The organism is Streptomyces sp. CNQ085, assembly GCF_022614595.1.
Taxonomy (GTDB): domain Bacteria; phylum Actinomycetota; class Actinomycetes; order Streptomycetales; family Streptomycetaceae; genus Streptomyces.
This window is the reverse complement of the sequence record NZ_JAJFAU010000001.1, coordinates 123,152-143,978: the sequence shown is the minus strand read 5'-3', so window position 1 is coordinate 143,978 and position 20,827 is coordinate 123,152. Positions and strand designations below refer to the sequence as shown.

Below are 20,827 nucleotides of genomic sequence, written 5' to 3'. Positions count from 1 at the left end.
CGCCGACGGAGTCGGCGGACCCTCACGTTTTCGGTGGCTGATGGCGGGCATCCCGAGGGCCCGGGTGTCGCCTCGGGATGGCGCCGGGTTCCACTGTTCCGGGCTGGGTCCTCTTCGCGGAGGCGACGTGAATGGCGTCAGGATTCCGGGCGAGGCCCTCGTACCGCAGTGGGCACGAGGGCCGCTTCGCTGAAGAACCGCAGGTCAGGTCGCTTTCGTGAGTGGAGCGACCGTTCCACACGATGGATGGTCGGAAACAGGTCGAACGTGGTTCCCGGCTCGGTGAAACCGCAGGTCAGGAGCGCTTCGGCGCGGGCTTGAGGATGGCCACGCACTCCACGTGGTGGGTCATCGGAAAAACCTCGGCCGGAACCGCGCCCGAGAAAACGCGGGCCAGACGGGTTTTCCTACCCTCCTGGGAGGCCACGGGCACCGTGAGCGTCAAACGAGCGTCGTGGCCCACGGGATCGACGACACGGCCAGGCAGCCCCGGCGTCAGACCGGAAGGTCGTCGGGCAGGACCCGGAACGCCTTGTACCGGCCCAGCGGGCGCACAGCCCGGAAATCGCGACGGTCGAGCGTGAGGACGACATCGGTGTCGTACTCGGCGGCGAGAGCCACGTTCACCGCATCCGCGAGGTCCAGGTCGCGATACCGGGCACGCACCGACTGGGCGACACCCAGATGTTCTTCCGTGATCTCGGGCAGGGCGACACGGCCTCGACGCGTCCAATGCCGGATGTCGTCGACCGCGCTGAGCGCCGCTTCACGGCCGAGCTCGCGCGTGGCGACGTGGTCGATCTCCGCGAGCAGCAGTGGGGACATCACCAGGAGTCCCGCGGCCATGATCGCCTCGTTCGACGCGTGATGCTCAGGACGGGCGGAGTCGAGCGCCGCGAGGAGCCCAGAAGTGTCCGCGATGACGATGATCACGCGACGGTCCCGGACCCGGTCTCGCGCCTCACGGCGTCGGCGACGATGTCACGCACCTCGCTCTTGCCGGGAGTACGACCCGCCCCCCGGAAAGTACGGGAGAAGAGAGGCTCGTCCCAGACACGGTTGGCCATGGCCGCCAGGTGGATGCCCTGGCGGATGATCTCGGCCTCGCTGACGCCGCGCCGCTTCGCGGCCTCCTTGATGATCGCGAGATCTTCCGGATCGGCGTAGACATTGGTTCGCTTCATAGACATGTACCATGAGTAGCACATGTACCACGGCAGCGCACACCTTCTGCGGCCAGCGCCTGTGCACGGCGCGACCGTCGCCGACGACGTCATCTGCTCCGGTAGGCCAAGAGCCCGGAGTCCGGAGAGCAGGTGCGCCCGAGGGGCCTCCTTTCGCCCCGCACCACACGATGCCGAACGTCAGGAAACGGGGAACCAGATCGAGAGGCGCTTGGCAATGGCCGGTACATCGATGTTGTCCTGCGCGACGTCCTCGACGAACGGGCCGGCAACGGGGACGGGCGGCGGGACAGTACTGGCGCTGACGCCGTTGAAGCGCAGGAAGACACGCATGGCGAGCCAGGCGGTGCGCTTGTTGCCGTCGATCAGCGCGTGATTGCGGGCGACGGAGTGCAGCAGTGCCGCAGCCTTCTCGTGCAGCGTGGGATACAACTCGGCCCCGAACACGTTCGTCCGGGGACGCTCGGTCGCCGACACCAGAAGGCCCAGGTCACGCACACTGTGGTCGGTCCCGTTGACCGCGCTGGCGATGGCCAGGATCTCGTCGATCTGGACGTAGCGGACGCCGGTCACTTCAAGTAGTCCAGGATCTCTGCATCGCTGTCCATGAGCTCGGCCAAGACGTCGTCAACCTTCAGCTCGGCCCGGTTCTGAGCGTCACGGATGGCCTCAATGGCAAGTTCCTGCTTGCTGCGGCCCTCCCGGCAAGCCCGCTCGGTGAGCTTCGCGTCAAGGTCGTCGGGGAGTCGGAGAGTCATCGCCATACAGAGATGATACCTGACCGGTATCAAAGTGGTGCGGTCAGGCCGCGTTCTCGGCCTCCAGGGAAAGTGGGGCCGCAATGGTCACTCGCATCGCCTGCGGCGGTGCGGCAGAGACTTCCGCTTCGAGCGTCATCCGAGCGTCACGAATCTCTGAACGCCCCTCTGAAGGCGCCGCCGGTGCAGGCACCTCGCTCACGAATCCGCAGGTCAGCGAGCTCCAAGAGTGATCCGTCCGCTCGAACCCGGTGCACGGAGGGAAACGGGTCGAGCAACCCACCACAGCAACAAAACCGCAGGTCAGGAGCGCTTCGGCGCGGGCTTGAGGATGGCGACGCACTCCACGTGGTGGGTCATCGGGAACAGGTCGAAGGCCCGCAGGAAGTGCGGAACGTATCCCTCTTCGCGGAAGTAGGCCAGGTCGCGGGCGAGGGCGGCCGGGTCGCAGGCGACGTAGGCGATCCGGCGCGGGCCGAGGGAGGCCACCTGCCGCACCGTCTTGCGCCCGGCGCCGGAGCGGGGCGGGTCGAGGACGACGATGTCGGCCTCGGTGATGCCGGTGCGCGGCAGGACCTGCTCGACATTGCCGCGCTCGACGCGGACACGGTCAAGGTCGGCGAGGTTGTGGCGGGCGTCCTCCACCGCGCGCTTGGAGGACTCGATACCGAGCACCGCGCCCTTCTCCCCGACGCGCTCGGCCAGGGCGCCCGCGAACAGTCCGGCGCCGCAGTACAGGTCGAGGGCCATCTCGCCTCTGCGCGGCGTCAGGCCGGTCATCACCGCCTCGACCAGCAGTTCGGCGGCCTTGGGGTGGACCTGCCAGAAACCGCCCGCGCTGATCCTCCAGGTGCGGCCGACGGCGCGCTCGCGGACGAAGGGGCGGCCGTGCACCCGGTGCACGGCCCGCTCGCCACCGCGTTCCGCGCCACGCCCGCAGGGCTCCTCGCCCCGCAGCACCGACACCGGGCGGTCCAGCTCCACCAGGGGCAGGCGTCCGCCAGGACGGGGGGTGAGCTGGACCTGGCGGTCGCCGGAGCCGGTGGCGGCGGTCGCGTCGACGGTGGCGATCTGCGGCCACCGGCGCTTCTCGACGCCCAGTTCGCTCACCCCGGGAGCGGCGATCAGACAGCGGTCGATCGGCTGCACCTCGTGGGAGCGGTGGCGCAGCAGCCCAGCGCGGCCCTCGTCGTCCACGCTGTAGTGAACGCGGGTGCGCCAGCCCGGGACCTCGCCCTTGGGCACCTTGTCCCCGGGTGCGGGCTCGACGGTGCCGTCCCAGCCGGCGTCCTCGGCCGTGAGCCCCGCCAGCCGCGTCAGCTGCTCGGCGACGACGGATGCCTTCAGCCGCCGCTGGGCTCCGGGGGCGGCGTGCTGCCAGTCGCAACCGCCGCACAGACCGGGGCCGGCGAAGGGACAGGGCGCCTCGACGCGATCCTTGGACGGCTCCAGGATTTCGACGGCGTCGGCGCGCAGGAAGCGGGAGTCCTCCCGGCCCTCGGTCACCTTCGCGACGACCCGCTCGCCGGGCAGGGTGTGACGCACGAACAGCACCCGCCCCTCCTCGGTGCGGGCGATGCAGTGGCCGCCGTGCGCGACCGGACCGATCTCGACCTCGTACTCCCGGCCCACCAGCGACGGTGCGGTTCCAGGGGACGCGGCGGGGGGTGTTGCGGGGGGCATGGGGAACGGCTCCAACGGACGGCGGGGCGCATGGACGGCAGTCCTCCAGCCTACCGGTCCGCCCGGGTCACTCCTCCCGCCCGTCGCCCTCACCCCGGTCCGCGGCCCGGGCAGGCCCTGCGGGGCCGCGGCGCACCGCGCCCGGCGCGCTCCACTCGGAGCGCCTGCGCGCCCTCAGCCGGGCTCGCTCGGAGGACTCCAGCTGGTACGGCACGGAGGTGACCATCACGCCGGGGGTGAACAGCAGGCGGCCCTTGAGGCGCAGGGCACTCTGGTTGTGCAGGAGCTGCCCGTACCAGTGGCCGACGACGTATTCGGGGATGTAGACGCTGACCACGGCACGCGGGCTGCTGCGGCGCAGGTCCTTGACGTACTCCACGACCGGCCGGGTGACCTCGCGGTAGGGGGAGTCCAGGGTCTTCAGCGGGATGTCGATGCCGCGCCGGTTCCACTCCTCGAACAGGGCGCGGGTCTCCTCGGGGTCGACGTTGACGCTGAGGGCCTCCAGGACGTCGGAGCGCATCATCTTGGCGTATGCCAGCGCCCGCAGCGTCGGCCGGTGAACCTTGGAGACCAGGACGATGGAGTGCACCCGCGAGGGCCTGGCCATCTCCTCCCGCCCGGCCTCGGCCGGCAGCGCCAGCTCCTCGGAGACCCGGTCGTAGTGGCGGCGGATGACGGTCATCATCGCGTAGAAGAGCGCCATGCCGATGAGGGCGACCCAGGCGCCGTGGCTGAACTTGGTGACCAGCACCACCGCCAGGACCAGGCCGGTGAAGAAGGCGCCGAAGGCGTTGATGGCGCGGGAGCGCTTCATCCGGCGGCGGGCGGCGGGTTCGGTCTCCCTGGCGAGGTGGCGGTTCCAGTGCCGGACCATGCCGGTCTGGCTGAAGGTGAAGGAGACGAAGACGCCGACGATGTAGAGCTGGATCAGCCGGGTGGAGTCGGCGTCGTAGACGTAGACGAGCACGCCCGCGAAGACCGCCAGCAGCACGATGCCGTTGGAGAAGGCCAGCCGGTCGCCGCGGGTGTGCAGCTGGCGGGGCAGGTAGCGGTCCTGGGCGAGGATCGAGCCGAGCACGGGGAAGCCGTTGTAGGCGGTGTTGGCGGCCAGGAAGAGGATGAGCGCGGTGGCCGCGGCGACCAGGAGGAAAGGGAGCGAGCCATTGCCGAAGACGGCCGCGGAGACCTGGGCGATGACCGGGTCCTGGTGGTAGTCGGGGCCGGCGGGGCGGCCGTCGATGAGGATGTCGGTGGCGGGCGTCTCGGACATCTTCACGCCGGTGGCCAGGGCCAGGGCGACGATGCCGCCGAACATGGCGGCGGCCAGGCCGCCCATCAGCGCCAGGGTGGTCGCGGCGTTGCGGCTCTTGGGGCGGCGGAAGGCGGGGACGCCGTTGCTGATGGCGCCGACGCCGGTGAGAGCGGCGCAGCCGGAGGAGAAGGCCCGCAGGAGCAGGAAGAGCAGGGCGAAGCCGGTCAGTTCCGCGGTTTCGGCGCTGACCTCGTATACGGCGCTGGGGGCCGACATCTCGTCACCCAGGACCAGGCCGCGGAAGGCGCCCCAGGCGATGGTGCCCAGGACGCAGGCGACGAAGAGGTAGGTGGGGGCGGCGAATATCGTGCCGGACTCGCGCACGCCGCGCAGGTTCAGCACGGTCAGCAGCGCGATGACCGCCACCGCCGTACCGGTCTTGTTCTCGGAGACGAACGGGACGGCCGAGGCGAGGTTCTCCACCCCGGCGGCGACCGACACGGCCACCGTCAGGACGTAGTCCACCAGCAGGGCGCCTGCCACGGCGAGGCCTGCGCGGGGACCCAGGTTGACGGTGGTGACCTCGTAGTCGCCGCCGCCGGAGGGGTAGGCGCGGACGTTCTGCCGGTACGACGCCACCACCACGAACAGGAGCACGACAACGGCGAGGGTGATCCACGGCCCGAAGCGGTAGGCGGAGAACCCGGCGATGGAGAGCACCATCAGGACCTCGCCCGGCGCGTACGCGACCGACGACAGGGGGTCGGAGGCGAAGACCGGGAGGGCGATGCGCTTGGGCAGGAGCGTCTGGGTGAGCCGGTCGCTGCGCAGCGCACTGCCGATCAGGATCCGTTTGGACACGTCGGTCAGCTTGGACACGCAGAGGATCGTAAGCCTCCCCTCCCCGGCCCACCCAACCGCCGCCGGACCCGAGTGCGGCAGGTCACGGCGGGAAGGCGCTCCCCGGACGGCTCCCCCGCGAGTTGCGGGAGGGGAAGGCGGGGCCAAGCATGGCCGTATGACGGAGAGGACGGGCCAGGAGATGGACGGCGGCGACGGCGGCAGGGACCGTACCGGCGGTACCGGCGGGGACGGGAGCACGGGCGGGCAGGAGGGAGGGCCTGCGGGCCGGCCGCCGCGCTGCATGGTCACCGGGGCCACCGGCTACATCGGCGGTCGGCTGGTGCCCGAGCTGCTGGCGGCGGGCCACACCGTGCGCTGCCTGGCCCGCACCCCGGCCAAGCTGCGCGACCATCCCTGGGTGGGGCGGACGGAGGTGGTGCGCGGTGACGTCACCGACGCCGCGTCGGTGCGCGCGGCCATGGAGGGCATGGACGTCGCCTACTACCTGGTGCACTCCATGGGCGGCGGCTCCCGCTTCGAGAGCACCGACCGCGAGGCTGCGCGGATCTTCGGCGAGCAGGCGCGGGCGGCCGGGGTGGGCCGGATCGTCTACCTGGGCGGGCTGACCCCGGTCGGTGTGCCCGAGGAGGACCTCTCCCCGCATCTGCGTTCCCGCGCCGAGGTGGGGCGGCTGCTGCTGGACTCGGGCGTGCCGACGGCCGTGCTGCGGGCGGCGGTGATCATCGGTTCGGGTTCGGCGTCGTTCGAGATGCTGCGCTATCTGACCGAGCGGCTGCCGCTGATGGTCGCCCCGAGCTGGGTGCGCACCCGGCTCCAGCCGATCGCGGTGCGCGACGCGCTGCGCTATCTGGTCGGGTGCGCGTCGCTGCCGCCCGAGGTGAACCGGACCTTCGACATCGGAGGCCCGGAGATCCTCACCTACCACGACATGATGCAGCGCTATGCCGCGGTGGCCAGGCTGCCCAGGCGGGTCATCGTCCCGGTACCGGTGCTCTCCCCCACCCTGTCCAGCCACTGGATCGGCCTGATCACTCCCGTCCCGCGCGCACTGGCCCGGCCGCTGGCGGAGTCGCTGCGGCACGAGGTGGTCTGCGCCGAGCACGACATCGCCCGCCACGTCCCCGACCCGCCCGGCGGTCTACAGGGTCTGGACCAGGCTCTGCGGCTGGCGCTGAAGCGGATCAAGAACGCGGAGGTGGCCACCCGGTGGTCCTCGGCGTCCATCCCCGGCGCGCCCAGCGATCCGCTGCCCACCGACCCGAACTGGGCGGGCGGCAGCCTCTACACCGACGAGCGCGAGCGCACCGTCGCCGCCTCGCCGCAGGCGCTGTGGCGGGTGATCGAGGGCATCGGCGGTGAGAACGGCTGGTACTCCGCACCGCTGGCCTGGGCGGTGCGCGGCTGGCTGGACCGGCTGGTGGGCGGGATCGGACTGCAGCGGGGACGGCGGGACGCCGAGCGGCTGCGGGCGGGCGACTCACTGGACTTCTGGCGGGTTGAGGAGATCAAGCCGGGGCGGCTGCTGCGGCTGCGGGCGGAGATGCGCCTGCCAGGGCTGGCCTGGCTGGAGCTGAGGGTGGACCGGGGCCCGGACGGGAGAACCGTCTACCGGCAGCGGGCGCTCTTCCACCCGCACGGACTGCTGGGGCAGGCGTACTGGTGGGGCGTTTCGCCGTTCCACGCGGTGGTGTTCGGCGGAATGGCGCGCAACATCGCCTCGGCGGCCGAGGCGGGGGCCGCGGGCGTCGGGCGGCGGCGCGCGGTCACCTCCGGGGCGGGTCTCCGTCCGGGTGGTGGCGCAGCGCGGCCAGCTCCTCGTTCATGGCTGCCAGGAAGCGCACGACGGAGCGGAGCTCGGCGTCGCTGAAGCGCTGCCGCACAATGTCGGTGGCGTGCGCGAGAGGGCGGAAGTACTCGCGGGCCACCTCCCGGCCCCGGGAGGCGTAGTGGAGGTGGACGATTCTGCGGTCGGCCGAGTCCCGGGTGCGCCGGATGTGGCCCGCGCGCTCCAGGCGGTCCAGGCAGGCGGTGACCGCGCCGGAGGTGAGCCGGAGGCGTTCGCGCAGCAGCCCGGGGGTGACGGGCCCCTCCCGATCGCCGTCCAGGATCTCCACCAGAGCCTGGACATCGGTGGGGTGCAGGCCCTGGGACTGGGCGAAGTCGTGCGCCATACGGCTGAACTCGCCGTTCATGCGGCGCAGCAGCACGGCGAACGCCTGGAGCCCGGTCGGATCGCCGGCGGGGTCGGCGGGGGGCTCGTTGGAGGCGTCGGCGGGGCCGCCGGCGGGGTCGTCTGAGTCACGCACTCCCCCACGATATACAGTCTCGATTGTAAAGCTTCTCAACGAGAAAGATTTATGTCCGCGCAGGCGGTGCCCACGTCCTTCGGCTCAGGGGAGTCCATGAAACCCACACCACGTGTCCTCAGGTGGCTGGTGCCCGCCGCACTGATCGTCGTCTGGCTGGCGGTGGGCGGCGCCTTCGGCCCGTACGCCGGGAAGATCAGCGAGGTCTCGACCAACGACCAGGCATCCTTCCTGCCCGAGAGCGCCGAGTCGACCAGGGTGATCGAGGCGCAGGAGGACTTCCAGACCTCCGAGACCGTACCCGCCATCATCGTCTGGGAGGCCGACGACGGCGGCATCGACGCCGGCCAGCGGCAGCAGGCCGAGCAGGCGCTGGCCGAGCTCGCCCGGGCCCCCGGCGTCGCCGGCCGTCCCTCGCCCGTGCAGTCCTCCCAGGACGGCGAGGCCCTGCAGGCCGTCCTGCCGCTCTCCTCCGACCTCGACGAGGGGATGGGCGACGTCGTCGACGCCATCCTGGAGACCGCCGGGCAGGTGGAGGGCGCCGGGGCCTACGTCGCGGGCCCGGCCGCCACCCGGGCCGACCTGTCCGAGGCGTTCGCCGGGATCGACGGGCTGCTGCTGGGCGTGGCGCTCAGCGTGGTTCTGCTGATCCTGTTGCTGGTCTACCGCAGCGTACTGCTGCCGCTGGCGATCATCCTCGGCTCGGTCTTCGCCCTCTCACTGGCCACCGCGATCGTCTACCTCCTGGCCGAACGGGACGTCGTACGGGTGGACGGCCAGGTGCAGGGCATCCTGTTCATCCTGGTCATCGGCGCCGCCACCGACTACGGGCTGCTGTTGTCGGCCCGCTTCCGCGAGGAGCTCGCCCACCGCGGCGACCGCCTGGGCGCCGCCCGGACCGCGCTGCGCCGTTCCCTGGGAGCCATCGTCGCCAGCGGCTCCACCGTCGCCCTGGGCCTGCTGGCCCTGCTGCTGAGCGATCTGCGCAACAACCAGGCCCTGGGCCCGGTCGGCGCCATCGGCATCGCCTGCGCGATACTCAGCGCCCTGACCTTCCTGCCCGCGGTGCTCGCGGTGCTCGGCCGGTCCGCTTACTGGCCCGCCCGCCCCAAGCCGCCCGCTGACCCCTCCGACCCGTCGGCCGCCCGGGGAGTGTGGGGCCGGGTGGCGGCCCTGGTGGACCGCTCTCCGCGCCGGGTGTGGGCGGTGTCGCTGGCGGGCCTGGCCATCGCCGCGGCGTTCTTCCCGGCCCTGTCGTCCACCGGCGTGCCGACCAAGGAGATCTTCGTCGGCGGGGCCCAGTCCGTCACCGCCCAGGAGAAGCTCGACGAGCACTTCCCCGGTGGCTCCGGAAACCCCGCCGTGATCATCGCTGACGCCGACCGGGTGCGGGAGGTCACCGCCGCCGCGCAGGACACCGAGGGCGTGGTCTCGGCCGCTCCGGTCACCGCCTCGGGCCGTCCCGGCGAGGGCGAGCCGCTGGTCGTCGACGGCCGGGTGAGCGTTCAGGCCACCCTGTCGGCCGGAACCGACTCCGACGCGGCCCTGGAGGCCGTCGAGCGGCTGCGGGAGCGGGTGCACGCCGTGGACGGCGCCGACGCCCTGGTCGGCGGTTACACCGCCCAGCAGCTCGACACCCGTGAGACCGCCCGGGAGGACCGCGCGCTGATCATCCCCGTCGTCCTGGCGATCATCCTGGTCATCCTGATCGGACTGCTGCGGTCGGTGGTGATGCCCGTGCTGCTGGTGGCGACCGTGGCCCTGAACTTCCTGGCCACCCTGGGCATCGCCGCCCTGGTCTTCGAGGGCCTCCTCGGCTACAGCGGCACCGACCCCTCCATCCCGCTGTACGGATTCGTGTTCCTGGTCGCCCTCGGAGTGGACTACAACATCTTCCTGATGACCAGGGTCCGCGAGGAGACCCTGCTCCACGGCAACCGGATGGGCGTGCTCAAGGGCCTGACCGCCACCGGCGGAGTGATCACCTCGGCCGGGGTGGTGCTGGCCGCCACCTTCGCGGCGCTGGTGGTGATCCCGCTGTCCTTCCTGGTGCAGATCGCCTTCATCGTCGCCTTCGGCGTACTCATGGACACCGTTCTCGTACGCTCCCTGCTCGTCCCGGCCCTAGCCAGGGACATCGGCCCGGCGGTGTGGTGGCCCAGCACGCTCGGCCGCCGCGACGGAACGGTGACACGGCCCGGAGGGGAGCGGGAGGGGCGCCCCGCGCCGGACGCCGGGTAGCGTTACGGCGCAGAACGGATCGGCAGGTGCCCCGGTCGGGGCGGGAAGGACGACGCACGATGCGGGCCCGGGTCGTCACGGCACAGGAAGGCACGGGGTAGCGGCCTCATGCACATCGTCATCATGGGCTGCGGACGCGTGGGCGCCGCGCTCGCACGGACCCTGGAGCAACGGGGTCACACGGTTGCGATCATCGACCGGGACGAGACGGCCTTCCGCCGCCTGGGCTCGTCCTTCGGCGGGCGCCGGGTGGAGGGGATCGGCTTCGACCGCGACACCCTGCGCGAGGCCGGCATAGAGGAGGCCGGGGCGTTCGCCGCCGTCAGCAGCGGCGACAACTCCAACATCATCGCGGCCCGTGTGGCCCGCGAGATGTTCGGCGTGGAGAACGTGGCCGCCCGCATCTACGACCCCCGCCGCGCCGAGGTCTACCAGCGGCTGGGGATCCCGACCGTCGCCACGGTCCGCTGGACGGCCGACCAGATGCTGCGGCGGCTCCTGCCCTCGGGGGCGGAGCCGCTGTGGCTGGACCCGACCGGCGGTGTCCAGCTCGCCGAGGTACACGCCTCCACCGCCTGGGTCGGGCACCGGGTGAGCCGCCTCCAGCAGGAGACGGGCACCCGGGTCGCCTTCATCACCAGGCTGGGCGAGGCGATGCTGCCCACCTCCGACACGGTGATCCAGGAGGGCGATCTGGTGCATGTGATGATGCGCTGCGACCGGGTCGGCGACGTGGAGGCCGCGTTCTCGCGGGGCCCCGAGGGAGAGACACGATGAGGGTCGCGATCGCCGGGGCCGGCGCGGTGGGCCGCTCCATCGCCGGGGAACTGCTGGAGAACGGCCACGAGGTGCTGCTGATCGACAAGACGCCCGGCGCCATCTCGGTGGAGCAGGTGCCGCAGGCCGAGTGGCTGCTGGCCGACGCCTGCGAGATCACCTCGCTGGACGAGGCCGCGCTCCAGCGCTGCAACGTCGTGATCGCCGCGACGGGCGACGACAAGGTCAATCTCGTGGTCTCCCTGCTGGCCAAGACGGAGTACGCCGTGCCGAGGGTCGTGGCCCGGGTGAACCACCCCAAGAACGAGTGGCTGTTCAACGAGTCCTGGGGGATCGACGTGGCAGTCTCGACCCCGCGGCTGATGTCCGCGCTGGTCGAGGAGGCCGTCAGCGTCGGCGACCTGGTGCGGCTGCTGCGTTTCAGCCAGGGCGACGCCAACCTGGTCGAGCTGACCCTGCCCCCCGAGTCGGCGCTGGCCGGCACGCGGGTGGGCGACGTGCGGTGGCCCGAGGACACCGCACTGGTGACGATAATCCGCGGCAGCAGGGTCCTCACCCCGGGTCCCGAGGACTCCCTGGAGCCGGGCGACGAGCTGCTGTTCGTCGCCGCCCAGTCCCGCGAGGAACAGTTGGAGGAGCTGCTGTCGGCGCGGCGGGAGACGGGAGGGGGGCCGGAGGACGGAGCCTAAGGGGCGGCGGACCCCGCCGCCCTCGCCGTACGGCCGCCCCGGGGCCGTGAAGGGCTCAGGAGTCCGTCCGCGCCTCGCCCGCCACGCGCTCGCGTTCCCGCTCCTTCTTCCGTTCCGCCTCCGCGGCCTCCTCCGCCTCCAGCTCCGCGATCACGTCGATCGGCGGCGGGGCCTTGGCCAGGAAGACGTAGGTCAGGTAGACGCACAGCAGCAGCGGCGGGATACCGAGCGCCACCTTCACCCAGCCGAGCTGGGTGGCGTCGCCCCAGAAGTAGATCGGGAAGAGGATGGCCGACTTGGCCAGCAGGACGATGCCCCAGGCCCAGGTCGCCTTGGTGTAGGCCGCCAGGCGTCCGGGGTTGCGGGTGCGCCAGGAGAGGTTCTCGCGCATCAGCGGCCCGAGCAGCACCCCGATCAGCGGGAAACGCACCATCGCCGAGAGGCAGTAGGCGACCGCCAGCCCCAGGGTGTAGAGCATCCCCGGCAGGTAGAAGTTCTTGGCGTCGCCCGACATCATCGCGAAGACCGCGCCGATCCCGACCCCGAAGACGCCGCTGAAGGCGTGCTTGAGGGTCTCCCGCCGCGCCAGGCGGGCCAGCGCGAGCAGGACGCTCAGCCCCAGGGCGGCGACGGCCGCGAGGTGGATGTCCCGCCTGATCGTGTAGACCAGCACGAAGACCAGCCCGGGCACGGTGGTGTCCACCATGCCGCGCACTCCGCCGAACGCCTCCATCAGCGCCTTGTCCGTGACCGTCGGACCGGGCGTGCCGGGCCCGGGCCCGTCCGCGCCGGCGGCCGGCTTGTCGAGAGAGGTCACCCGCTACTCCTGTCCGCTGTCCCGTCCGATGGGTCGCAGCTCGTACTTGGGGTTGAACAGCACCGGGCGGCCGCGGTTCATCGCGATCCGCCCGTGGGCGATCAGCCTGCGGCCCGGTTCTATGCCCGCGATGGACCGGCGGCCGAGCCACACGACGTCCAGCGGGGCGGATCCGTCGAACAGCTCCGCCTCCAGGGCGGGCACGCCCGCCCTGGGGCGCTGCGTCACCGTGCGCAGCGTACCGGTCACCGTGACGATCTGCCGGTCGCCGCAGTCGCAGATGCGGGTGCAGCCGCTCTCCTCGGTGTCCTGCCTCAGTTCGGCGGAGAGCAGGTCCTCCTGGGAGGAGGCCAGACGCCCGAGGAGGCGCCGCAGCCGACCGCCCTGCCTCTCGAGTCGGGTAACGCCACTCATACCGCCAGCCTACCCGCGCCCGTCACCCCCCGTAATGCCCCTGAGGGCCCCGGAACCGGATGTGACCGAAGGCTCCTCCCCCGTGTCCCCCGTGTCCCCGCGCCCGCCGGGCCTCCCGGCACAGCGGCGGCCCCGGCGGCCCGTTGCGCGCCCCGCGCTCGCGGATCACGGCTCGCGGATCACGGCCGGGCCCGCGGTGGACGGAGTTCCGGGCCGGTCTCGCGCAGCCGCCCGTCGCGCAGCTCCAGGACACGGTCGCAGCGGGAGAGCAGCCAGGGGTAGCCGGTGGCGACCAGCGCGGTGGCGCCACGGGCGCGGACGGCGGTGTGCAGCAGCTCCAGCACCCCGGCCGCCTCACCGGCGCCGAGCAGCTCGGTGGACTCGTCGGCGACCAGCAGCGCCGGACGGACGGCCAGTGCGCGGGCGACGCCGACGCGCCGACAGGGCCCTCCCGGCGGCTTGTGCTCCAGGTCGAAGCCGTCACCGATCAGGACGTCCACGAGACGCGGACGGTCCCGGGCGCCGCTTCGGATCCACCGCCGTCCCTCTTGCCGCCGAGAGCCCCGGTCAGGCCGCCCGGTACGTCCTCCCGCGCCTCCCCGGAGCTCCCGCCGCCGAGGACGTTGCGTCCGTTGTCATCACCGCGGACGGCCGAGTCGCCGCAACCGGTGCAGCCGGCCGGGACCAGGCACAACGGCAGCAGGCAGGCCGCGGCCAGTCCGGTCCGCGGCACGGCCCGGGGTCTCACTCGCCCTGGCCGGGTACGCCGACCCGGCTGCCGTCGTTGCTGCTGCCGCCGACGATCTGCCGGATGGTGAAGATGCCCACGGTCGCCGGCGCCACCGTTGTGACGACCCCGACGACGTACATCCACAACTTCCGGCGGCCGGTCCCGTTCATGGGCATGGTCTCCCCCGGTCCCCACAGGTCCCCACAGGTCCCGCGGATTCCCGGCGTGGGCTCACGGTGGCACGGTCCGCCGCCCGGTGTCAGGGGATCGCCGGGCGGCACCGCACGGCCCTGCCGCCGTGCGCGACGGCAGGGCTCCGTCCGGACCGGGTCAGCGGACCTCGGTGATCTCCGGGCCGCGCTGGAGCTTGTCGATGCCGCCGGCGAAGCGGGAGCCCTCCTGCGCCTGCTCCTGCTGGACACCGCCGTCGGGCACCATCTGCGCGTCGTCGGGGAGCTTGAGGACGATCGGGTCGCGGGGCGCCATCGGGGAGTCCCCGCGCACCACGACCGTGTCGCGGAAGATCTGCTCCAGCAGCCCGGCGGCCTGCGGCTGCACCGCGCCCTGGCCGGAGATGACACCGCGCAGGAACCAGCGGGGACCGTCCACACCGACGAAGCGCACGACCTGCATACCGCTGTTGCCGTCGGGCAGCCTGACCGGCACCTGCGCGCGCAACTCCCAGCCCAGCGGGCCCTCGACCTCGTCGATGATCCCGCCCTTCTGGGTGATGCCCGAGGCGATCTCCTCGCGCACCTCGTCCCAGATGCCCTCGCGCTTGGGTGCGGCGAACGCCTGGAGCTGGACGGCGCTGTCCTTGAGCACGATCGTCGCGGCGACGATGGCGTCACCGGCGACCTCCACCCGCAGCTCCATGCCCTGCACCCCGGGCACGAACATGCCGCCCAGGTCGACCCGGCCCTCGCCCGGGGCGTGGAGCTCGCTCACATCCCAGGGGCCGTCCGGCCGTGGGGCCGGGGGGAGTTTGACCCGGGTCTGCTCGCCGCCGGTGTCGTCGGCGGACCCGTCCGACGCGTCGGTGCTCTCGTCGGACCGTTCCGTCTCGAACTCGTCCGAGGCGCCCTCGGGCCCTACCTTCTTCTTGCGACGACGTCCGAACACGTCACTGTCCCTTCAGGTCGGCAGCCTCGTCGGCCTCGACCGCAGCGTAATGGTTGTGCTGTGCAGCGTGGTCCCGTGCGGTGCCGTCCTGTGCGGCGTGGCCTCCAGTGGAGCCGAAGCCCCCCGCCGCTCGCGCCGATCCCGGCAGTTCCCCCACCTCGTGGAAGCGCACCTTCTCGACTTGCTGGACGACGAGCTGGGCGATGCGGTCGAACCGCTCGAACCGCACGCTCTCGCGCGGATCCAGGTTGGCCACGATCACCCTGATCTCTCCACGGTACCCGGCATCCACGGTTCCGGGGGCATTCACGAGGCAGACCCCGCAGCGGGCCGCCAGACCGGAGCGCGGATGCACGAAGGCGGCGTACCCGTCGGGCAGTGCGATGGAAACCCCCGTGGGCAGAACGGCCCTCCGGCCCGGGGCCAGTTCGGCCGCCTCGGTGGTGACCAGATCACAGCCCGCGTCGCCGGGGTGGGCGTAGGCGGGCAGCGGCACCTCGGGGTCGAGGCGGCGGATCAGCACCTCGACGGGGTCGCGCCCGGGCAGACCGGCGCGGCTCACGGGTTCACCTCGAAGGCACGGGCCCGGCGGACGGTGTCGGGGTCGGCCATCGCGGCCTCGATCTCGTCCTTGCGGCCGTGGTCGACGAAGTGCTCGACCCTGACCTCGACGAAGAGGGCGTCCGCGCGCACCGCGAGAGGGCCGTCGGGGCCGCCGACGCGCCCGGTGGCGGTGCAGTAGATCTTGCGTCCGTGCCGGGCGGTGACACGCGCCGCCAGGTGCAGCACGGAGTCCACGGGGACGGGCTGGAGGAAGTCGGTCTCCAGGCGCCCGGTGACCGAGATGGTGTGCATCAGCCAGTTCAGGGAGCCCAGGATCTCGTCCATGGCGGTGGACAGCAGTCCGCCGTGGGCGAGACCGGGTGCGCCCTGGTGCTCGGGGCGGACGGTGAACTCGGCTGTGACGCTGACCCCCTCGCCCGCCCGGGCGTCGATGTGCAGCCCGTGGGGCTGTTCGGCGCCGCAGCCGAAGCACTGTGCGTAGTGGGCGCCCAACGGTTCTCCGGGGGCAGGGGCTTCGGGGTGACGCACCGGGGGAACGGCGTCGTCCGGCGGGGTCAGGGATGTCTTGGTGGCACTCACGGATGCTGACCTTACCGCCGGGTCGGTGAGCCGGTCGCGGGCGTGCCAAGCTGGGGACATGCTTCCTCCCGGCGTGCTGTACGACGAGCGGCTGACCGCGCCGCGCACCTGGTGGCTGATCGCCGCCCTGTCCGGGGTCGCCCTGGGCCTGATCCTGTTTCCTCTGGGTTTTGTGCCCCTGCTGGGCGGTCTGGTGGCGGGTGCGGCACTGGGCGCGATCGCGGTGAGCGCCTACGGCTCGGCCCGTATCCGCGTGCTCGCGGACTCGCTGGTCGCGGGGGACGCCCGGGTGCCGGTCTCCGCGCTGGGCGAGGCGCACGTCCTGGACGAGGAGGAGGCCCGCGCCTGGCGCACCCACCGCGCCGACCCCCGTGCGTACATGCTGCTGCGCGGCTATGTGCCGACGGCGCTGCGCGTGGAGGTCACCGACCCAGCGGACCCCACTCCCTACCTGTACTTGTCCACACGGCGACCGCGGGCACTGGCCGACGCTCTGGAGGCCACGCGCCGGTAGCCGCGCGCCGTGCGGCCGGGATCCGTCCGAAGCGGCCGCGCCCGGGGCGGCGGAGGGGCCGGGGAGAGCGGCGGGCCGTCAGCCGTCCTCGCCGGAGGCGTGCTCCGGGGTCCGTCCGGGCCGGGAGGGGATGACCTTTCCCGGGCGGTCCTCCAGGGGGACGGCGTCCCAGGGGATACGCCTCCTCCTCAGATCACCGCGGATCGTCTCCGCCAGCTTCCTGGTGTCGCGCCGGTTCACCAGGGCTCCCACCGCCGCGCCGATCATGAAGGGCGTGAGGTTGGGGAGGTTGCGCATGGTGCGCTTGAGAAGGGTCTGGCGCAGCCGTCGTCTCATGTGGCTGCCGAAGGCCGCGCCGAACGTCGCGGGGACGGCCAGCTCTATCCCGCGTTCCTGGGTCCACTCCGCCAGGTACACGGTGGCCCGTTCCCGGGCGTTGCCGGGCGGGCGCAGTCCGTAGACCTCGTGCAGCTCGGCGATGAGCTTGAGTTCCACCGCGGCCACACCGACGACCTCGGCGGCCAGTTCGGCGGGCATCGCCGGCGGCACGGGCAGCATCGCCGAGGCGCCCACCCCGGCGCCGACGGTCGCGCTGCCCTTCACGGCCCCCGATATCAGCCTGTCGGCCATCTCCTCGGGCCCCAGGCCCGGGAACTGCCGGCGGAGCGTGGCCAGGTCCCTCACCGGGATCCGGGGAGCGAGGTCGACGATGCGGTCGGCCACCACCGCCAGAAAGGCTCTGACCGTGCCGCGCTCGCGCGGCTCCCGCGGACTCCGACCATCCGGCGCGTCCGCGCCGGCCACGCGGTCCGCGCCGACCGGACGGCGCGGGCGGAACAGCCGCAGCCCGCGGCCGAAGGCGGTTGCGGGCGCGGACCCGTGTACGGGCGCGAGCGAGGCCTCCCCGTCCTGGCCCCGCTCGGCGTCGCGTGCTTTCTCGGCCGTCATCAGCCGGTCCGGCTCAGGCCGCGCAGTCGCGGCAGATGGGGTGGCCGTTCTTCTCCGCCGCCAGCTGCGAGCGGTGGTGGACAAGGAAGCAGCTCATGCAGGTGAACTCGTCGGCCTGGCGGGGCAGCACCCGCACCGACAGCTCTTCGTTGGAGAGGTCCGCTCCGGGCAGCTCCAGGCCCTCGGCCTGCTCGAACTCGTCGACATCGACGGTCGCGGCTGACTTGTCGTTCCGCCGGGCCTTCAGCTCCTCGATGCTGTCCTCGTTGACGTCGTCATCGGTCTTGCGTGGAGTGTCGTAGTCGGTCGCCATGTCGCTCTCCCCCTCTGGGTGTCTGTGGTGTCTCCAGCGCACGTAACGCGCGAGAGGCCGGACTTGTGCCCGACCTGAGGCGGAGATTTTGCCTCACATCAAGCCCTGTTACTCAATCGACACCCAACCGCGCCCCTGATGGGGTGACCGGGTCGGCCGTCAACCGAGGGCCACGGATGGCCCTCATGTCCGCTTTGCGCGCACCGCCTCCCCTCTTTCCCGCGATTACAACCTGCGAAAACATGGATTTTCCGGCATTTTTCGACAGGGCTTGGGGCACCGTACACGTGTGACCGAAAAATCGCGTGTGTGATCGATCACAACCAGGAAGAGTGGTGGAGGAATTCCCGGATTTCGCCGCATAACGCCGGGCGTGGCGGTGGTATTCCACGATCGCTCCGCCGACCCGCTCGCCCCGTTCCGCGCCCGCGGTGTCACACGGGGAGGGTGACCCGCACCACCAGGCCGCCCTCCTCCCGCGGCCTGGCCGTGACCGCACCACCGTGGACCCGCACCACGGACCGTACGATCGACAACCCCAGGCCGACGCCCCTGTCGCTGCCGGTGCGCTCGGTGCGCAGGCGCCGGAAGGGCTCGAAGAGGTTGTCCACCTCGTACGCCGGGACCACCGGTCCGGTGTTCTCCACCACCAGCACCGCCTGGCCCGGCTGGGCCCGGGTGTCCACCGAGACCCAGCCGTCGCGGGGCACGTTGTAGCGCACGGCGTTCTGCACCAGGTTGAGGGCGACCCGCTCCAGCAGGACCCCGCTGCCCTGCGTGTACGCGGGCCGGCACACGCTCAGCAGCTCCACGCCCCGCTCCTGGGCCTCTCCGCGCGCCTGCTCCACGGCCTGGGAGGCGACCTCGGCCAGGTCCACGGGCTTGCGGTCGACGATCTCGTTCTCGCTGCGAGCGAGCAGCAGCAGGCCCTCCACCAGCTGCTCGCTGCGCTCGTTCGTGGCGAGCAGCGTCTTGCCGAGCTGGACCAGTTCGGGCGAGGCCCCTGGGTCGGACAGCTGGACCTCCAGCAGGGTGCGGTTGATCGCCAGCGGGGTACGCAGCTCGTGCGAGGCGTTGGCGACGAAACGCTGCTGGGCGGTGAAGGCCCGGTCCAGCCGGTCCAGCATCTGGTCGAAAGTGTCGGCCAGCTCCTTGAGCTCGTCGTCCGGTCCGTCCAGCTCGATGCGGCGGTGCAGGTCGGAGCCGGCGACCCGCTGGGCCGTGCGCGTGATGCGCTCCAGCGGCGAGAGCACCCGGCCGGCCATGACGTAGCCGAAGGCGAAGGCGGCCACGGCCAGTCCCAGCAGGGCCAGCAGGGAGCGGTTGAGCAGGACTTCCAGTGCCACCTGCCGCTGGTTCTCCATGCACTGCTGGACGGCGGCGGTCAGCTCCTGGGGGGTCAGCTCCCCGCCGTCCGCCCGGCTGGGCAGGCTGCAGACGGCGTCGGTGGTCTGGTCCCGCACGCCGATGATCTGGAAGGGCAGGTGGCTGCCGTCCTTCAGCGCCTGGGCCGCCAGCAGGTAGATGATCGCCAGCAGCACCATCCCGGCGATCAGGAACATCCCGCCGTACAGCAGGGTCAGGCGTATGCGGATGGTGGGCCGCAGCCACGGGTGGGAGCGGCCCGGCTGGAAGGGGTCCCAGGTGGGCTTGGGCGGGGTCGCCGGGGGCTGGGGCGGGGGGCCGGGGGTACCGGGCGTGCTGGGTGTCATGGGGGGCTCAGACGCGGTATCCGGAGCCGGGCACGGTGACGATCACCGGCGGCTCGCCGAGCTTGCGGCGCAGGGTCATCACGGTGACCCGTACGACGTTGGTGAAAGGGTCGGTGTTCTCGTCCCAGGCCTTCTCCAGGAGCTGCTCGGCGGAGACCACCGATCCATCGCCCCGCATGAGCACCTCCAGCACCGCGAACTCCTTGGGGGCCAGCTGCACCTGCCGGCCGTCGCGGGAGACCTCGCGGCGGTTGGGGTCCAGCCGGATGCCGGAACGCTCCAGCACCGGCGGCAGGGGCGCGGTGCTGCGGCGGCCGAGCGCCCGCACCCGGGCGGTCAGCTCGCTGAAGGCGAAGGGCTTGGGCAGGTAGTCGTCCGCGCCCAGCTCCAGGCCCTCCACACGGTCGCTGACGTCGCCGGAGGCGGTGAGCATCAGCACCCGGGTGGGCAGACCCAGCCGGATGATCTCGCGGCACACGTCATCGCCGTGGACCAGCGGCAGATCGCGGTCGAGCACCACCACGTCGTAGTCGTTGACCCCGACGCGTTCGAGGGCGGCGGCGCCGTCGTAGACCACGTCGACGGCCATGGCCTCCCGGCGCAGTCCGGTGGCCACGGCATCGGCGAGCAGCCGCTCGTCCTCGACGACGAGTACGCGCACGGGTGACGTCCTTCCTTCGGTTCGCGGAGCCGGGGAGCGTCCCGGCGGTCCGCGGACGGCGCCGGAACGGCGCGGAACCGGGAAGGGGACAGCTCCCGGCCCGGTGAACGGGGCGCGCCCCGTCCCGTTCCATCATGTCCATCATGCCCGCGACCTCGGTAAACGGGCCGTAAGGGACTTCCGTCCCGGCCATTCACCGAATTTTCGTCCCCCTTGAGGTTTCTCTGAGGTTTGAGATGGGGAGGACGGCAGTACACCCGCGATCACGCCCTGTAGACGGCATGTCCAGGCCCCTCTTCCAGCCCGGGAAGGGCCGTCGGCCGACCGCTCGGGGAACACTCCGTGATCGCCCCACCCCCGGCACACCCCCGTGCCGACGACCCACGACGAGGGGGCGCACCATGGACGCGTTCACCGCAGGCATTCTGCAGCGCATACGGACCACGGAGTCCGACCTGATCCGCGCTCGTGAGTCGGGCGACGACTTCCTGGTGGACGTCGAGCAGGCCGAGCTCGAGGATCTGCGCCGTCTGGCCGCCGAGTACGGCGTGGAGGTCGGCGCCCCCACCGGCGTCTGACCGGCCGCGGGGGGGGGGGGGGGGGGGGGGGGGGGGGGGGGGGGGGGGGGGGGGGGGGGGGGGGGGGGGGGGGGGGGGGGGGGGGGGGGGGGGGGGGGGGGGGGGGGGGGGGGGGGGG

25 protein-coding genes are annotated in these 20,827 nt (G+C 72.1%); 6 read left to right on the top strand and 19 right to left on the bottom strand.

What is annotated here, in order from left to right:
- Nucleotides 1-495: 495 nt before the first annotated feature.
- The 6 genes from LJ221_RS00695 to LJ221_RS00670 form a co-directional block, all read right to left on the bottom strand.
- Nucleotides 496-933: a PIN domain-containing protein gene (locus tag LJ221_RS00695; RefSeq protein WP_241712712.1), complete on the bottom strand. Its 438-nt coding sequence runs from the start codon at nt 931-933 to the stop codon at nt 496-498.
- Nucleotides 930-1,190 carry a CopG family transcriptional regulator gene (locus LJ221_RS00690; protein ID WP_241712711.1) on the bottom strand — a complete coding sequence of 87 codons (261 nt, stop codon included), beginning with the start codon at nt 1,188-1,190 and terminating at the stop codon, nt 930-932. Before LJ221_RS00690 ends, LJ221_RS00695 begins: the two co-directional genes overlap by 4 nt.
- Nucleotides 1,191-1,364: 174 nt before the next feature.
- The gene (locus tag LJ221_RS00685; RefSeq protein WP_241712710.1) at nt 1,365-1,757 is read right to left on the bottom strand and encodes a type II toxin-antitoxin system death-on-curing family toxin; all 393 of its coding nucleotides are present in this window, start codon (nt 1,755-1,757) and stop codon (nt 1,365-1,367) included.
- Entirely contained in the window at nt 1,754-1,948 is a 195-nt protein-coding gene (locus tag LJ221_RS00680) for a ribbon-helix-helix protein, CopG family (RefSeq protein WP_241712709.1), read from the bottom strand. The genes LJ221_RS00685 and LJ221_RS00680 overlap by 4 nt, the downstream gene beginning before the upstream one ends.
- Nucleotides 1,949-2,245: 297 nt before the next feature.
- On the bottom strand, nt 2,246-3,625 hold the full coding sequence (locus LJ221_RS00675; RefSeq protein ID WP_241712708.1) for a class I SAM-dependent RNA methyltransferase: 1,380 nt from the start codon (nt 3,623-3,625) through the stop codon (nt 2,246-2,248).
- A 67-nt stretch (nt 3,626-3,692) separates the two neighbouring features.
- Nucleotides 3,693-5,759 (bottom strand): APC family permease, encoded by a 2,067-nt coding sequence (locus LJ221_RS00670; protein WP_241712707.1) that lies wholly within the window; start codon nt 5,757-5,759, stop codon nt 3,693-3,695.
- 265 nt (nt 5,760-6,024) lie between these two features.
- On the opposite strand from LJ221_RS00670, the gene LJ221_RS00665 reads away from it, so the two are divergent.
- Complete coding sequence (locus LJ221_RS00665) at nt 6,025-7,611, top strand: SDR family oxidoreductase (protein WP_241712751.1); 1,587 nt, start codon at nt 6,025-6,027, stop codon at nt 7,609-7,611.
- Here LJ221_RS00665 and LJ221_RS00660 read toward each other — a convergent pair.
- Nucleotides 7,508-8,050 (bottom strand): MarR family winged helix-turn-helix transcriptional regulator, encoded by a 543-nt coding sequence (locus tag LJ221_RS00660; protein WP_374228336.1) that lies wholly within the window; start codon nt 8,048-8,050, stop codon nt 7,508-7,510. The two genes, LJ221_RS00665 and LJ221_RS00660, sit on opposite strands and share 104 nt — an antisense overlap.
- Before the next feature lie 96 nt (nt 8,051-8,146).
- Here LJ221_RS00660 and LJ221_RS00655 point away from each other — a divergent pair, with 96 nt between their 5' ends.
- From LJ221_RS00655 to LJ221_RS00645, 3 genes are all read left to right on the top strand, one after another.
- Nucleotides 8,147-10,291, top strand: a complete 2,145-nt coding sequence (locus tag LJ221_RS00655) for an MMPL family transporter (protein WP_241712704.1) — start codon at nt 8,147-8,149, stop codon at nt 10,289-10,291.
- Between the two features lie 108 nt (nt 10,292-10,399).
- Entirely contained in the window at nt 10,400-11,068 is a 669-nt protein-coding gene (locus tag LJ221_RS00650; protein ID WP_241712702.1) for a TrkA family potassium uptake protein, read from the top strand.
- The gene (locus LJ221_RS00645; protein ID WP_241712700.1) at nt 11,065-11,757 is read left to right on the top strand and encodes a TrkA family potassium uptake protein; all 693 of its coding nucleotides are present in this window, start codon (nt 11,065-11,067) and stop codon (nt 11,755-11,757) included. Before LJ221_RS00650 ends, LJ221_RS00645 begins: the two co-directional genes overlap by 4 nt.
- 55 nt (nt 11,758-11,812) lie before the next feature.
- Here LJ221_RS00645 and LJ221_RS00640 read toward each other — a convergent pair whose 3' ends face one another.
- The 8 genes from LJ221_RS00640 to LJ221_RS00605 all read right to left on the bottom strand — a co-directional run bounded on the left by LJ221_RS00640 (nt 11,813) and on the right by LJ221_RS00605 (nt 15,962).
- A complete protein-coding gene (locus tag LJ221_RS00640; protein WP_374228335.1) occupies nt 11,813-12,574 on the bottom strand; it encodes a DUF3159 domain-containing protein in 762 nt (253 codons plus the stop codon).
- 3 nt (nt 12,575-12,577) lie between these two features.
- On the bottom strand, nt 12,578-12,988 hold the full coding sequence (locus LJ221_RS00635) for an OB-fold nucleic acid binding domain-containing protein (RefSeq protein WP_241712698.1): 411 nt from the start codon (nt 12,986-12,988) through the stop codon (nt 12,578-12,580).
- A 179-nt stretch (nt 12,989-13,167) separates the two neighbouring features.
- Nucleotides 13,168-13,488: a hypothetical protein gene (locus LJ221_RS00630; RefSeq protein ID WP_241712696.1), complete on the bottom strand. Its 321-nt coding sequence runs from the start codon at nt 13,486-13,488 to the stop codon at nt 13,168-13,170.
- Complete coding sequence (locus LJ221_RS00625; protein WP_241712694.1) at nt 13,476-13,721, bottom strand: hypothetical protein; 246 nt, start codon at nt 13,719-13,721, stop codon at nt 13,476-13,478. The genes LJ221_RS00630 and LJ221_RS00625 overlap by 13 nt, the downstream gene beginning before the upstream one ends.
- A gap of 11 nt (nt 13,722-13,732) precedes the next feature.
- The gene (locus LJ221_RS00620; protein ID WP_241712692.1) at nt 13,733-13,888 is read right to left on the bottom strand and encodes a hypothetical protein; all 156 of its coding nucleotides are present in this window, start codon (nt 13,886-13,888) and stop codon (nt 13,733-13,735) included.
- Between the two features lie 160 nt (nt 13,889-14,048).
- A complete protein-coding gene (locus LJ221_RS00615) occupies nt 14,049-14,840 on the bottom strand; it encodes a DUF3710 domain-containing protein (protein ID WP_241712690.1) in 792 nt (263 codons plus the stop codon).
- A gap of 1 nt (nt 14,841) precedes the next feature.
- Complete coding sequence (gene dut, locus LJ221_RS00610) at nt 14,842-15,402, bottom strand: dUTP diphosphatase (protein WP_241712688.1); 561 nt, start codon at nt 15,400-15,402, stop codon at nt 14,842-14,844.
- Nucleotides 15,399-15,962 carry a PaaI family thioesterase gene (locus tag LJ221_RS00605; protein WP_374228339.1) on the bottom strand — a complete coding sequence of 188 codons (564 nt, stop codon included), beginning with the start codon at nt 15,960-15,962 and terminating at the stop codon, nt 15,399-15,401. The genes dut and LJ221_RS00605 overlap by 4 nt, the downstream gene beginning before the upstream one ends.
- A gap of 79 nt (nt 15,963-16,041) precedes the next feature.
- On the opposite strand from LJ221_RS00605, the gene LJ221_RS00600 reads away from it, so the two are divergent.
- Nucleotides 16,042-16,497 (top strand): DUF3093 domain-containing protein, encoded by a 456-nt coding sequence (locus LJ221_RS00600; protein WP_241712684.1) that lies wholly within the window; start codon nt 16,042-16,044, stop codon nt 16,495-16,497.
- Nucleotides 16,498-16,575: 78 nt separating this feature from the next.
- Here the strand turns inward: LJ221_RS00600 and LJ221_RS00595 are convergent, their stop codons facing one another.
- The 4 genes from LJ221_RS00595 to LJ221_RS00580 form a co-directional block, all read right to left on the bottom strand.
- On the bottom strand, nt 16,576-17,445 hold the full coding sequence (locus LJ221_RS00595; protein ID WP_241712682.1) for an EcsC family protein: 870 nt from the start codon (nt 17,443-17,445) through the stop codon (nt 16,576-16,578).
- Between the two features lie 13 nt (nt 17,446-17,458).
- Nucleotides 17,459-17,758: a DUF4193 domain-containing protein gene (locus tag LJ221_RS00590; protein WP_241712680.1), complete on the bottom strand. Its 300-nt coding sequence runs from the start codon at nt 17,756-17,758 to the stop codon at nt 17,459-17,461.
- Between the two features lie 434 nt (nt 17,759-18,192).
- Nucleotides 18,193-19,470 (bottom strand): cell wall metabolism sensor histidine kinase WalK, encoded by a 1,278-nt coding sequence (locus LJ221_RS00585; protein WP_241712678.1) that lies wholly within the window; start codon nt 19,468-19,470, stop codon nt 18,193-18,195.
- A gap of 7 nt (nt 19,471-19,477) precedes the next feature.
- Complete coding sequence (locus LJ221_RS00580; RefSeq protein WP_241712676.1) at nt 19,478-20,131, bottom strand: response regulator transcription factor; 654 nt, start codon at nt 20,129-20,131, stop codon at nt 19,478-19,480.
- Between the two features lie 401 nt (nt 20,132-20,532).
- Between LJ221_RS00580 and LJ221_RS00575 the strand changes: the two genes are divergently transcribed.
- Entirely contained in the window at nt 20,533-20,709 is a 177-nt protein-coding gene (locus tag LJ221_RS00575; protein WP_241712674.1) for a hypothetical protein, read from the top strand.
- Nucleotides 20,710-20,827: the final 118 nt, after the last annotated feature.

What these genes read in the sequence shown, in the direction of transcription:
- LJ221_RS00690 (WP_241712711.1), bottom strand. Translation starts at nt 1,190, where the DNA reads ATGTCTATGAAGCGAACCAATGTCTACGCCGATCCGGAAGATCTCGCG.
- LJ221_RS00680 (WP_241712709.1), bottom strand. Translation starts at nt 1,948, where the DNA reads ATGGCGATGACTCTCCGACTCCCCGACGACCTTGACGCGAAGCTCACC.
- LJ221_RS00675 (WP_241712708.1), bottom strand. Translation starts at nt 3,625, where the DNA reads ATGCCCCCCGCAACACCCCCCGCCGCGTCCCCTGGAACCGCACCGTCG.
- LJ221_RS00665 (WP_241712751.1), top strand. Translation starts at nt 6,025, where the DNA reads ATGGTCACCGGGGCCACCGGCTACATCGGCGGTCGGCTGGTGCCCGAG.
- LJ221_RS00655 (WP_241712704.1), top strand. Translation starts at nt 8,147, where the DNA reads ATGAAACCCACACCACGTGTCCTCAGGTGGCTGGTGCCCGCCGCACTG.
- LJ221_RS00650 (WP_241712702.1), top strand. Translation starts at nt 10,400, where the DNA reads ATGCACATCGTCATCATGGGCTGCGGACGCGTGGGCGCCGCGCTCGCA.
- LJ221_RS00645 (WP_241712700.1), top strand. Translation starts at nt 11,065, where the DNA reads ATGAGGGTCGCGATCGCCGGGGCCGGCGCGGTGGGCCGCTCCATCGCC.
- LJ221_RS00635 (WP_241712698.1), bottom strand. Translation starts at nt 12,988, where the DNA reads ATGAGTGGCGTTACCCGACTCGAGAGGCAGGGCGGTCGGCTGCGGCGC.
- LJ221_RS00620 (WP_241712692.1), bottom strand. Translation starts at nt 13,888, where the DNA reads ATGAACGGGACCGGCCGCCGGAAGTTGTGGATGTACGTCGTCGGGGTC.
- LJ221_RS00600 (WP_241712684.1), top strand. Translation starts at nt 16,042, where the DNA reads ATGCTTCCTCCCGGCGTGCTGTACGACGAGCGGCTGACCGCGCCGCGC.
- LJ221_RS00595 (WP_241712682.1), bottom strand. Translation starts at nt 17,445, where the DNA reads ATGACGGCCGAGAAAGCACGCGACGCCGAGCGGGGCCAGGACGGGGAG.
- LJ221_RS00590 (WP_241712680.1), bottom strand. Translation starts at nt 17,758, where the DNA reads ATGGCGACCGACTACGACACTCCACGCAAGACCGATGACGACGTCAAC.
- LJ221_RS00585 (WP_241712678.1), bottom strand. Translation starts at nt 19,470, where the DNA reads ATGACACCCAGCACGCCCGGTACCCCCGGCCCCCCGCCCCAGCCCCCG.
- LJ221_RS00575 (WP_241712674.1), top strand. Translation starts at nt 20,533, where the DNA reads ATGGACGCGTTCACCGCAGGCATTCTGCAGCGCATACGGACCACGGAG.